General features: G+C 67.2%; 9 protein-coding genes and 1 pseudogene. All 10 read left to right on the forward strand.

Going from position 1 to position 12,604, the window contains the following annotated elements; all coding sequences use genetic code 11:
- Positions 1-221: 221 nt before the first annotated feature.
- The 10 genes and pseudogenes from dnaK (at position 222) to uvrC (ending at position 12,593) form a co-directional block, all read left to right on the forward strand.
- On the forward strand, positions 222-2,138 hold the full coding sequence (dnaK, locus tag E3U25_RS17580) for a molecular chaperone DnaK (protein ID WP_036759063.1): 1,917 nt from the start codon (positions 222-224) through the stop codon (positions 2,136-2,138).
- Positions 2,139-2,219: 81 nt separating this feature from the next.
- Positions 2,220-3,374, forward strand: coding sequence for a molecular chaperone DnaJ (dnaJ, locus tag E3U25_RS17585; RefSeq protein ID WP_036759083.1), 1,155 nt, complete (start codon positions 2,220-2,222; stop codon positions 3,372-3,374).
- 45 nt (positions 3,375-3,419) lie between these two features.
- Positions 3,420-4,211: a RadC family protein gene (radC, locus tag E3U25_RS17590; RefSeq protein ID WP_072461654.1), complete on the forward strand. Its 792-nt coding sequence runs from the start codon at positions 3,420-3,422 to the stop codon at positions 4,209-4,211.
- A gap of 197 nt (positions 4,212-4,408) precedes the next feature.
- Positions 4,409-4,981 carry a ubiquinol-cytochrome c reductase iron-sulfur subunit gene (gene petA, locus E3U25_RS17595; RefSeq protein WP_208021296.1) on the forward strand — a complete coding sequence of 191 codons (573 nt, stop codon included), beginning with the start codon at positions 4,409-4,411 and terminating at the stop codon, positions 4,979-4,981.
- Positions 4,982-4,991: 10 nt separating this feature from the next.
- A complete protein-coding gene (gene petB / locus E3U25_RS17600) occupies positions 4,992-6,314 on the forward strand; it encodes a cytochrome b (RefSeq protein ID WP_114535821.1) in 1,323 nt (440 codons plus the stop codon).
- A 666-nt stretch (positions 6,315-6,980) separates the two neighbouring features.
- Positions 6,981-7,694: pseudogene (locus tag E3U25_RS17605) on the forward strand (cytochrome c1); the annotation flags it as partial.
- A 138-nt stretch (positions 7,695-7,832) separates the two neighbouring features.
- Positions 7,833-8,702 carry a ribokinase gene (locus E3U25_RS17610; protein ID WP_116222431.1) on the forward strand — a complete coding sequence of 290 codons (870 nt, stop codon included), beginning with the start codon at positions 7,833-7,835 and terminating at the stop codon, positions 8,700-8,702.
- 40 nt (positions 8,703-8,742) lie between these two features.
- Complete coding sequence (locus E3U25_RS17615) at positions 8,743-9,546, forward strand: S49 family peptidase (RefSeq protein WP_072461656.1); 804 nt, start codon at positions 8,743-8,745, stop codon at positions 9,544-9,546.
- Between the two features lie 103 nt (positions 9,547-9,649).
- A complete protein-coding gene (locus E3U25_RS17620; RefSeq protein ID WP_036759049.1) occupies positions 9,650-10,420 on the forward strand; it encodes an SDR family oxidoreductase in 771 nt (256 codons plus the stop codon).
- A 301-nt stretch (positions 10,421-10,721) separates the two neighbouring features.
- Positions 10,722-12,593, forward strand: a complete 1,872-nt coding sequence (gene uvrC / locus E3U25_RS17625; RefSeq protein ID WP_116222041.1) for an excinuclease ABC subunit UvrC — start codon at positions 10,722-10,724, stop codon at positions 12,591-12,593.
- Positions 12,594-12,604: the final 11 nt, after the last annotated feature.

The following is a 12,604-nucleotide window of genomic DNA, read 5'->3' on the forward strand; positions in this document are numbered from 1 at the left end:
CCGGGTCGCGCCCGCCGCCGCAGGGGCGCTTGCGACACGGGCGCGGGGCGCATGTTTTCTGCCCTCGGGTCTGCTTGCAGCCCGCCAGACCCCTTCCTATATAGGCCCATGAAGTTCGAAGGGTTCCCGAACCAGGCGCCCTTCGGTCAACCCAGGGATCGGGCTTCGGGGGCCGCTTGTGGACCCAAGGCCCAGAATATCGCCGCAAGAAAGGTTATTGCATGTCCAAAGTCATCGGCATCGACCTCGGAACCACCAACAGCTGCGTCGCCATCATGGATGGCAGCCAACCCAAGGTCATCGAGAATTCGGAAGGCGCGCGCACCACGCCCTCGATCGTCGCCTTCACCGACAGCGAGCGTCTGGTCGGCCAGCCCGCCAAGCGCCAGGCCGTCACCAACCCGTCGAACACGGTCTTTGCCGTCAAGCGCCTGATCGGCCGCCGCACCACCGACGCGGAAGTCGAGAAGGACAAGAAGCTGGTCCCCTATGCCATCGTGGACGGCGGCAATGGCGACGCCTGGGTCGAGGTGCGCGGCGACAAGTATTCGCCCAGCCAGATTTCCGCCTTCATCCTGCAAAAGATGAAGGAAACCGCCGAATCCTACCTGGGCGAGACCGTCACCCAGGCCGTCATCACCGTGCCCGCCTATTTCAACGACGCCCAGCGCCAGGCGACCAAGGACGCCGGCAAGATCGCGGGCCTCGAAGTGCTGCGCATCATCAACGAGCCGACCGCGGCCGCGCTGGCCTACGGCCTCGACAAGAAGGACAGCAAGACCATCGCGGTCTATGACCTCGGCGGCGGCACCTTCGACATCACCATCCTGGAAATCGACGACGGCCTGTTCGAGGTGAAATCCACCAACGGCGACACCTTCCTGGGTGGCGAGGACTTCGACATGCGCATCGTGAACTACCTCGCCGAGGAGTTCAAAAAGGAACATGGCGTCGACCTGACCAAGGACAAGATGGCGCTCCAGCGCCTGAAGGAAGCCGCCGAGAAGGCCAAGATCGAGCTGTCCAGCTCCAGCCAGACCGAGATCAACCAGCCGTTCATCTCGATGGACAAGGATTCGGGCACGCCGCTGCACATGGTCATGAAGCTGACCCGCGCCAAGCTGGAAAGCCTGGTCGGCGACCTGATCAAGCGCACGATGAAGCCGGTCCAGGACGCGCTGAAGGACGCCGGCATGTCCAAGGGCGACATCGACGAGATCGTGCTGGTCGGCGGCATGACCCGCATGCCCAAGGTGGTCGAGGAAGTGACCGCCTTCTTCGGCAAGGAACCGCACAAGGGCGTGAACCCCGACGAGGTGGTGGCGCTGGGTGCGGCCATCCAGGCCGGCGTGCTGCAGGGCGACGTCAAGGACGTGGTTCTGCTGGACGTGACGCCGCTGTCGCTGGGCATCGAGACGCTGGGCGGCGTGTTCACCCGGCTGATCGACCGCAACACCACCATCCCGACCAAGAAGTCGCAGATCTTCTCGACCGCCGAGGACAACCAGAACGCCGTGACCATCCGGGTCTTCCAGGGCGAGCGCGAGATGGCCGCGGACAACAAGCTGCTGGGCCAGTTCAACCTGGAAAACATCCCGCCGGCGCCGCGCGGCATGCCGCAGATCGAAGTGACCTTCGACATCGACGCCAACGGCATCGTCTCGGTTTCGGCCAAGGACAAGGGCACCGGCAAGGAGCAGAAGATCACCATCCAGGCCTCGGGCGGCCTGTCGGATGACGAGATCGACCGCATGGTCAAGGACGCCGAGGCCAATGCCGAGGCCGACAAGCAGCGCAAGGAGCTGGTCGAGGCCAAGAACCAGGCCGAAAGCCTGATCCACACCACCAGGAAGTCGCTGGAAGAGCATGGCGACAAGGTGGACGGCTCGACCGTCGAGGCGATCGAGTTGGCCGTGGGCGCGCTGGAAGAGGCCCTCAAGTCCGAGGATGCCGGCAAGATCAAGGGCGGCATCCAGAACCTGATGGACGCCTCGATGAAGCTGGGCGAGGCCATCTACAAGGCCAGCCAGGCCGAGGCGGGCGCCGGCGAGACCGAGCGCGACGCCGGCCCGCGCGACGTGGATGACGAGATCGTCGATGCCGACTTCGAGGATCTCGGCGAAGACAAGCGCAAGTAAGCGCGATGTGAGCCACCCGGCCGGCCCGATGCAGACCCGCACGGGCCGGTCATTTCTTGAAAGACCCCGGACGCGATGAACATGGCGAAACGTGATTATTACGAGGTGCTGGGCGTTCCTCGGGGCGCCTCGGCCGACGAGATCAAGAAGGCCTACCGCTCCAAGGCAAAGCAGCTGCACCCCGACCGCAACAAGGATTGCAAGCTGTCCGAGGCCGCGTTCAAGGAAGTGAACGAGGCTTACGATTGCCTTAAGGACGACCAGAAGAAGGCCGCCTACGACCGTTTCGGCCATGCCGCCTTCGAGAATGGCGGCGGCGGCTTCGGCCGCGGCAACGGCCAGGGCGATTTCGGCTCGGCCTTTGCCGACGTGTTCGAGGATCTGTTCGGCGACATGATGGGCCGCCGGGCCGGGGGCGGGGGGCGCTCGCGCGCCAGCCGCGGCCAGGATCTGCGCTACAATCTGCGCGTCTCGCTGGAGGAAGCCTTCAACGGCGTGCAAAAGACCATCACCGTGCCCGGTTCGGTCGCCTGCGGCGCCTGCAACGGCACCGGCGCCGAGGGCGCGGTCGAACCCGCCACCTGCCCCACCTGCTCGGGCATGGGCAAGGTCCGGGCGACGCAGGGTTTCTTCACCGTCGAGCGCACCTGTCCGACCTGCAACGGCCAGGGCCAGATCGTCAAGAATCCCTGTCAGGAATGCCGCGGCGCCGGCCGTGTCCAGAAAGAGCGCACACTTTCGGTGAACATCCCCGCCGGGGTCGAGACCGGCACCCGCATCCGCCTGGCCGGCGAGGGCGATGCCGGCATGCGCGGCGGTCCGGCGGGCGACCTCTATATCTTCATCGAGGTCAAGGAACACCCGATCTTCATGCGCGACGGCCGCATGCTGGCCTGCCAGGTTCCGGTCAGCATGGCCACCGCCGCCTTGGGCGGCGAGATCGAGGTGCCGACCATCGACGGCGGCCGCTCGCGCGTCAAGGTTCCGGCCGGGACGCAATCGGGCAAGCAGCTGCGGCTGCGCGGCAAGGGCATGCCGCCCCTGCGCCACGGGCCGGGGCTGAACGGCGAGCCCGGCGACATGCTGATCGAGCTGGCGGTCGAAACCCCGGTGAACCTGACCGCGCGCCAGAAGGAGCTTTTGCGCGAGTTCGAGGCGATCCACGCCGACAACAACCCGCAGACCCATGGATTTTTTCAGAAGATCAAGGGCTTCTGGGACGAGATGAAAGGGTGAACCGGCGTTAACCGCCCGTTCATCTTTCCATGCCAGTCTGGCGGCATGGAACCGAATCGCGCCTTTCACGAAGCTCCGCTTCCGCTTTTCGCCCCCGTGCCAGGATCCGCGGGGGACGAAGCGCCGCTCGCCGGGACTGCCCTCCCGGCGCGCGGCAACCGCCCGCCCAGCTATATCGCCGATCACCGCGCCCGGCTGCGCGACCGCTTCATGCAGGGCGGCGCGGCCGCGATGCCCGATTACGAGTTGCTGGAGCTGGTGCTGTTCCGCGCCATTCCGCGCCAGGACGTGAAGCCGCTGGCGCGCCGGCTGCTGGACCATTTCGGCGATTTCAACCGCGTGCTTTCGGCCCCGCCCGCCCGGCTGGCCGAGGTTGCGGGCGCAGGCCCCGCCGTGGTGCAGGAGCTGAAGATCGTCGAGGCCGCGGCGCAGCGGCTGGCGCGCTCGCGCGTCATGCACCGCCCGGTGCTGACCAGCTGGGACGCGCTTCTGGACTATTGCCACACCGCCATGGCGCATCGCGAGATCGAACAGTTCCGCGTGCTTTACCTCGACCGCAAGAACGTGCTGATCGCGGATGAGGAACAGGCCCGCGGCACCGTCGATCACGTCCCGGTCTATCCGCGCGAGATCATGCGCCGGGCGCTGGAACTGACCGCCAGCGCGCTGATCCTGGTGCACAACCACCCCTCGGGCGACCCGACGCCGTCGCAGGCCGACATCAGCATGACCGCCCGCATCGCCGCCGCGGCCGAGGTGATGGGAATCGCCGTCCACGATCACCTGATCATCGGACGCTCGCGCGAGCTGAGCTTTCGCAGCGAAGGACTGCTTTAGCGCAAACAGCCGAAAAGCCGGCGCTTCCCGCGCAACCAAAATCCCACACCTGCGTCGATTTGCGGCGCTGGCTCGCACCGGGGCCGCTGGACTGACGCGGATTTGATCGCTAGAACCGCCCGGCGAGGGCTGTGCGATAAACACGACCCGTTCCGTCGTATCGCCCCGATTACGGGGCATAAATGGAGATCAGAACCGTGTCCCACGCAGACGAACACGCAGGCGACCACGGCGCCACCCGGAGGGACTTCCTCTACTACGCGACGGCCGGTGCCGGCACCGTCGCAGCCGGAGCCGCCGCCTGGACCCTTGTCAACCAGATGAACCCCTCGGCCGATGTCCAGGCGCTCGCCTCGATCCAGGTCGATGTCAGCGGCGTCGAGACCGGCACCCAGCTGACGGTGAAATGGCTCGGCAAGCCCGTGTTCATCCGCCGCCGCACCGAGGAAGAGATCGAGGGCGGCCGCGCGGTCCAGCTGAACCAGCTGATCGACCAGAGCGCCCAGAACCCCAACAAGCCCGACGCGCCCGCCACCGACGAAAACCGCACGCTGGACGAGGCCGGCGAATGGCTGGTAATGATCGGCGTCTGCACCCATCTGGGCTGCGTGCCGATCGGCGACGGCGCCGGCGATTTCGGCGGCTGGTTCTGCCCGTGCCACGGCTCGCATTACGACCAGGCCGGACGTATCCGCAAGGGCCCCGCGCCCGAGAACATGTGGATCCCCGTTGCCGAATTCCTTGACGAAACCACCATCAAACTGGGCTGAGGAGGCGCACATGGCCGGTATTCCCCACGACCATTACGAGCCCAAGACGGGTTTCGAGCGCTGGCTGCATCGCCGCCTGCCCGTCGTCAGCCTGGTATACGACACGCTGATGATCCCCACCCCCAAGAACCTCAACTGGTGGTGGATCTGGGGCATCGTGCTGGCCTTCTGCCTGGTGCTGCAAATCGCCACAGGCATCGTGCTGGTGATGCATTACACGCCGCATGTCGACCTGGCCTTCGCATCGGTCGAGCATATCATGCGCGACGTGAACGGCGGCTACATGCTGCGCTACCTGCATGCGAACGGCGCCTCGCTGTTCTTCCTCGCCGTCTATATCCACATCTTCCGCGGCCTCTACTACGGCTCCTACAAGGCGCCGCGCGAAGTGACCTGGATCGTCGGCATGCTGATCTACCTGATGATGATGGGCACCGCCTTCATGGGCTACGTGCTGCCCTGGGGCCAGATGTCCTTCTGGGGCGCCACGGTGATCACCGGCCTCTTCGGCGCGATCCCCGGCATCGGCGAAGCGATCCAGACCTGGCTGCTGGGCGGCCCGGCGGTGGACAACCCGACGCTCAACCGCTTCTTCTCGCTGCATTACCTGCTGCCCTTCGTCATCGCGGCGCTGGTGGTGGTGCATATCTGGGCCTTCCACACCACCGGCAACAACAACCCGACCGGCGTCGAGGTCCGCCGCACCTCGAAGGAAGAGGCGAAGAAGGACACCCTGCCCTTCTGGCCCTATTTCGTGATCAAGGATCTGTTCGCGCTGGCCGTGATCCTGGTGGTGTTCTTCGCCATCGTCGGCTTCATGCCGAACTACCTGGGCCACCCCGACAACTACACCGAGGCGAACCCGCTGGTGACGCCGGCGCATATCGTGCCGGAATGGTATTTCCTGCCCTTCTACGCCATCCTGCGCGCCTTCACCGCCGACGTCTGGCTGGTGATGCTGGTCGAATGGCTGTCCTTCGGCATCATCGACGCCAAGTTCTTCGGCGTGATCGCGATGTTCGGCGCCATCCTGGTCATGGCGCTGGTGCCCTGGCTTGACACCTCGCGCGTGCGCTCGGGCCAGTATCGCCCGCTGTTCAAGTGGTGGTTCTGGCTGCTGGCGGTCGATTTCGTGGTCCTGACCTGGGTGGGCGCCATGCCGGCCGAGGGGATCTATCCCTATATCGCGCTGGCCGGGGCGGCCTATTGGTTCGCCTATTTCCTCATCATCCTGCCGCTGCTGGGCATCATCGAGAAGCCCGATCCCATGCCGCAGACCATCGAGGAAGACTTCAACGCCCATTACGGGCCCGAAACCCATCCTGCCGAGTAAGGAGAGGCAACAATGACCCTGAGAAACGCATCGCTCACGGCTGTTGCGGCCCTGACGGTTGCCCTGGCAGGCGGCGCCGTGGCGCAGGACGCAAGCACCGCGCCGGGCACGACGGCCCCCGCGGGCTCGAGCTACCAGACCAACGACACGGCCGCCCCGGCGGCCGAGCCGGCACCGGCGGCCGAAACCGCCGCGCCTGAAGCCGAAGCCGAAGCCGAAGCCACGGAAGAGGCCGCAGAGGAAGCACCCGCGGAAGAACCCGCCGCCGAGGAGCCTGCGGCGCAGGAAGCTCCGGCGGCAGCCGAGGAACCGGCCGCCGAGGCCGAGCCTGCTGCCGAGGAACCGGCGGCAACCGCAGAGGAAGCCCCGGCCGAGGCAGCCGAGGAGCCGGCTGCAGAAGAGCCTGCCGAGGCGGCGGAAGAAACCCCTGCCGAGGAACCGGCAGCCGAGGAAGCTCCGGCTGAAGGCGAAGCCGCCGAGGCCGAGCCTGCTGCCGAAGAGCCTGCGGCTGCGGAACCGGAAGCGGCCGCGGAAGAAGCCCCTGCCGAAGAGCCCGCCGCCGAGGAACCGGAAGCGGCCGCGGAGGAAGCCCCGGCCGAGGAGGCTGCCGCCGAGGAAGCCCCGGCCGAACACGCCGAGGAGGCCGCCGACAGCCATGCCGTCGCGCATATCGAGGACATCTCGTTCAGCTTCGAGGGGCCCTTCGGCACCTTCGACCAGCACCAGCTGCAGCGCGGCTTGCAGGTCTATACCGAGGTCTGCTCGGCCTGCCACGGCCTGCGCTATGTGCCGCTGCGGACGCTGGCCGACGAAGGCGGCCCGCAACTGCCCGAGGACCAGGTCCGCGCCTATGCCGCGAATTTCGACATCACCGATGCCGAGACCGGCGAGGATCGCCCGCGCGTTCCCACCGACCATTTCCCGACCGTGACCGGCGACGGCATGGGCCCGGACCTGTCGCTGATGGCCAAGGCGCGCGCCGGTTTCCACGGCCCCTATGGCACCGGCCTGTCGCAGCTGTTCAACGGCATCGGCGGCCCGGAATACATCCACGCGGTCCTGACCGGCTATGACGGCGAGGAAAAAGAAGAGGCGGGGACGGTGCTTTACCACAACGCCGCCTTCTCGGGGAACTGGATCCAGATGGCGCCGCCGCTCAGCGACGACCAGGTCACCTATGAGGACGGAACCCCGGCGACGGTCGATCAGATGGCCAGCGACGTGGCCGCCTTCCTGATGTGGACCGCAGAGCCGAAGATGATGGATCGCAAGCAGGTCGGCTTCGTCTCGGTGATCTTCCTGATCGTGCTGTCGGCCCTGCTCTACCTGACCAACAAGAAGCTGTGGCAGCCGATCAAGCATCCGCGCAAGCCGGAATGATCGCCCGCTCCTGATCCTGAAACGCGCCCCTCGGGGCGCGTTTTTCATGGCCCGGACGCGCTTTCGTCCCGGCCGATATGGACAAGCCGCCCGCGCGCCGTTCAGATGGGCCGGCGCGACACCGGCGAGGGGCGGGACATGACGATCTATAATCTCGGCTCGATCAACATCGACCATGTCTATCGCCTGCCCGCCCTGCCCCGTCCGGGCGAGACGCTGCACGCGCAATCCTATGCCCAGGGGCTGGGCGGCAAGGGGGCGAACCAGTCCGTCGCCGCCGCCCGCGCCGGCGCCGACGTCATCCACCTGGGCGCCATGGGCGCGGGCGACGACTGGGTGCCGCGGCGGCTTGCCGCAGCGGGGGTGCAGACCTCGGCCATCGCGCGGCTGCCAGGCCTCGCCACCGGCCATGCCATCATCCTGGTCGATGCGGCGGGCGAGAACTCGATCGTGCTGCATGGCGGCGCCAACCTGGCCCTGCCGGCCGAGCTGGCCCGCCCCGCCGGGCTGGGCCGGGACGACATCCTGCTGATGCAGAACGAAACCAACCTGCAGGCCGAAGCCGCCCTGCACGCCCGCCGGGCCGGGGCGCGGGTGATCTATTCCGCCGCCCCGTTCAGCATCGCCGCGCTGCGCGAGGTGCTGCCGCATGTCTCGATCCTGGCGGTGAATGAGATCGAGGCCCGCGACACCTTCGCCGCCCTTGGCGAAGACCTGCCGGTCGAGGGCCTGCTGATCACCCGCGGCGCCGAAGGGGCCGAGTTCCGCGACCTGCGCAGCGGCCAGGCCTGGCACCAGCCGGCCTTCGCGGTGCAGGCGGTGGACACGACCGGCGCCGGGGATTGCTTTACTGGCTGGTTCGCCGCCGGGCTGGCGCGGGGCGAGACCCCGCCCGATGCCCTGCGCCACGCCGCCGCAGCCGCCGCGCTGCAAGTCACCCGCAAGGGCGCGGGCGACGCCATGCCCGACCGCGCCGACGTCCTTGCCTTTCTGAAAGCGCAGCGCTGACCGCTTGCCCGCAGCCCCGCAGCCCCCTATCTGGAAACCCATGAGAATACCGTTCCTGAACCGCCCGGCCACCGTTGCCGTCCTGCGCCTGCAAGGCGCCATCGGGGTTGCCGGCCGCGGCGGCCCCGGCCTGTCCGACGCCGCCCTGGCGCCGCTGCTGGAGCGCGCCTTCAAGCGGCGCAAGCCCGCCGCCGTGGCGCTGGCCCTGAACTCGCCCGGCGGCTCGCCGGTGCAGTCCAGCCTGATCGGCGCCCGCATCCGCCGCCTTGCCGAGGAACGCGAGATTCCGGTGCATGCCTTCGTCGAGGACGTGGCCGCCTCGGGCGGCTACTGGCTGGCGACGGCGGCGGATTACATCTGGGCCGACGACAGTTCGGTGCTGGGCTCGATCGGGGTGATCTCCTCGGGCTTCGGCTTTGCCGAGCTGATCCAGCGCCACGGCATCGAGCGGCGCGTGCATACTGCCGGCCGCTCGAAGTCGATGCTGGACCCCTTCCGCCCCGAGACGCCCGAGGATGTCGCCCGGCTGAACCGCCTGCTGGGCCCGATCCACGACGCCTTCAAGCAGCAGGTGCTGGCCCGGCGCGGCAACCGCCTGCCGCAGGACAGCGACCTGTTCACCGGCGAGATCTGGACCGGCCGCGAGGCGGTCGAACTGGGGCTGGCGGACGGCATCGCCCATCTGGTGCCCAAGATGCGCGAGCTTTACGGCAAGGAGGTGCGCTTCCTGACCTATGGCCAGCGCGTGCCGCTGCTGCGCCGCTTCGGCCTTTCCGCCGATGACCTGATCGACGGGATCGAGGAACGCGCCGCCTTCGCACGCTTCGGGGCGGGGCGCGGATGATCAAGACCGTCATCCTGTGCCTGCTCATCATCATCGCGCTGGCGCTGGCCGCCGGTCCGGGGGTGCGCCGCGTGATCGCGCGGCTGCTGGGGATCGGGCGGAAATGACCGCGCTGGTGACCGGAGGCGCCCGCCGGCTGGGGCGGGCCATCACCCTGTATCTGGCCCGGCGCGGGCTGGACGTGGCGATCCATTACCAAAGCTCGGCCGCCGAGGCCGAGGCCACCGCCGCCGAGGCCCGCGCCCTGGGCGTGCGGGCCGAGGTCTTCGGCGCGGACCTGCTGGACCTGGACCAGAGCGAGGCGCTGGTCGACCGCGCCCATGCCGCGCTGGGGCCGCTGGCGCTGCTGGTGAACAATGCCTCGATCTTCGAATACGACAACATCGCCACGGCGACGCGCGACAGCTGGGACCGGCACATGGGCTCGAACCTGCGCGCGCCCTTCGTGCTGACGCAGGCCTTCGCCCGGCAGGCCCCCAGGGCCGACCGCAGCGGGGCCGAGCCGGTGGCGCGGGCGCTGGTGGTCAACATGATCGACCAGCGCGTGCTGAAGCCCACGCCCGAGTTCATGACCTATTCGCTGGCCAAGGCCGGGCTGTGGTGGCTGACGCGGACCTCGGCCCAGGCCCTGGCGCCCGAGATCCGCGTCAACGCCATCGGCCCCGGCCCGACCATGCAGGGCACCCGCCAATCCGACCGGCATTTCGCCAACCAGCGCGCCGCGACCATCCTGCAACGCGGCGCCGGGCCCGAGGATGTCTGCGCCGCCCTGGGCTACCTGATGGACGCGCCCTCGGTCACCGGACAGCTGATCTGCGTGGACGGCGGCCAGCACCTTGCCTGGCGCACTCCCGACGTGCTGGGCGTCGAATAAGGCGGAAAATCGCCTGTCCGCGGCAAGTTGTCCACTTTGCGGAAGGCGTTCACGCAATCTTCACGATTCTGCTAAGAAATTCAGTCGATTGCGGAGGAGAGAAAAAATATTCTCATAAATCAACCAGTTACAATACTGCCTAGAATTTGTGCAAAGTAACGAAACCCCAAGAAACGCTAATTGAACATGTGATACTCCCAAGCTCACCCACAGAGTTATCCACAGATTCCGTGGACAGGATTCAGCTTGAACTTTCCTGCCCGAACTTGCAGCCGAGCCCGAGAATCATTTTGTTAACAAGATGACCGATTCCACCCCAGAAACGCGCCCCTCCAAGACCGGCCATGCGCTGATCCAGGACTATCTGCGGACGCTCGACGGCTCGCCGGGGGTCTATCGCATGCTGGACCAGCAGGGGGCGGTGCTTTACGTCGGCAAGGCCCGAAACCTCCGGGCCAGGGTCTCGAACTATGCGCGCGGCACCGGGCATTCGGCACGGATCGCGCGGATGATCCGCGAGACCTGCTCGATGATGTTCCTGACCACGCGCACCGAGACCGAGGCGCTGCTCTTGGAGCAGAACCTCATCAAGCAGCTCAAGCCGCGCTACAACGTGCTCTTGCGCGACGACAAGAGCTTTCCGAACATCCTGGTCGCCAAGTCGCACCCCTTCGCCCAGATCAAGAAGCATCGCGGCGCCAAGGCGGAAAAGGGCGATTACTACGGCCCCTTCGCCAGCGCCGGGGCGGTGAACCGGACGCTGAACCAGCTGCAACGGGTGTTTTTGCTGCGGTCTTGCACCGACGCCACCTTTTCCAGCCGGACGCGGCCCTGCCTGCTTTACCAGATCAAGCGCTGCAGCGCGCCCTGCGTCGGCCGCATCGGGCTGGAGGAATACAACACCCTGGTCGCCGATGCCGAGCTGTTCCTGCAGGGCAAGACCACGCGCATCCAGGCCGACCTGGCGCGCGAGATGGCCGAAGCCGCCGAGGCGATGGAATACGAACGCGCCGCCGCGCTGCGCGACCGCATCAAGGCACTGACCGCCGTGCAATCGGTGCAGGCGATCAACCCGCGCGGCGTCCCCGAGGCCGACGTGATCGGCCTGCACATGGAGGGCGGGCAGGCCTGCGTGCAGGTCTTTTTCATCCGCGGCAACCAGAGTTGGGGCAACCGCGACTTCTACCCCAAGCTGAACGGCGTGGAATCGGCCGACGAGGTGATGCAGGCGTTCCTGGCGCAGTTCTACGACGGCAAGGTGCCGCCGCGGCTGATCCTGCTGTCGCATGGCATCGAGGATCCCGACCTGATGACCGATGCGCTGTCGGAAAAGGCCGGGCGCAAGGTCGTGCTGGGCGTGCCCCGGCGCGGCGAAAAGGCCGAGCTGGTGGAAAACGCCCTGCGCAACGCCCGCGAAAGCCTGGCGCGGCGCATGTCCGAAAGCGCCGCGCAGCAGCGGCTGCTGGAGGGGCTGGCCGAGGCGCTGGACCTGCCCGCGGTGCCGCAGCGCATCGAGGTCTATGACAACAGCCATATCCAGGGCACCAATGCCGTGGGCGGCATGGTCGTCGCCGGCCCCGAGGGCTGGATCAAGAGCCAGTATCGCAAGTTCAACATCAAGGGCACCGAGATCACGCCGGGCGACGATTTCGGCATGATGAAAGAGGTGCTGACCCGCCGCTTCTCGCGCCTGCTGAAAGAGGATCCCGACCGCCAGACCGACACCTGGCCCGATCTTTTGCTGATCGACGGCGGCGCCGGGCAGGTCTCGGCCGTGCATGAGATCATGGCCGAGATGGGGGTCGAGGACATCCCGATGGTCGGTGTCGCCAAGGGTGAGGACCGCGACCACGGCAAGGAAGAGTTCCACCGTCATGGCCAGCGCCCCTTCGCGCTGCGGATGAACGACCCGGTCTTGTATTTCATCCAGCGCCTGCGGGACGAGGCGCATCGCTGGGCCATTGGCACGCATCGCGCCAAGCGGGCCAAGGCGGTGATGGCGAACCCGCTGGACGAGGTCCCCGGCATCGGCGCGGCCCGCAAGCGCGCTCTGCTGCAGCATTTCGGCAGCGCCAAGGCGGTCAGCCGCGCCGGCCTGGCCGATCTGGTCGCGGTCGAGGGGATCAGCGAATCCATGGCGCAGAAAATCGTCGATCACTTCCACAAGGGCTGACAGGAGGAAGC

Source organism: Paracoccus versutus, assembly GCF_029909795.1.
In the GTDB taxonomy this organism is placed as follows: domain Bacteria; phylum Pseudomonadota; class Alphaproteobacteria; order Rhodobacterales; family Rhodobacteraceae; genus Paracoccus; species Paracoccus versutus.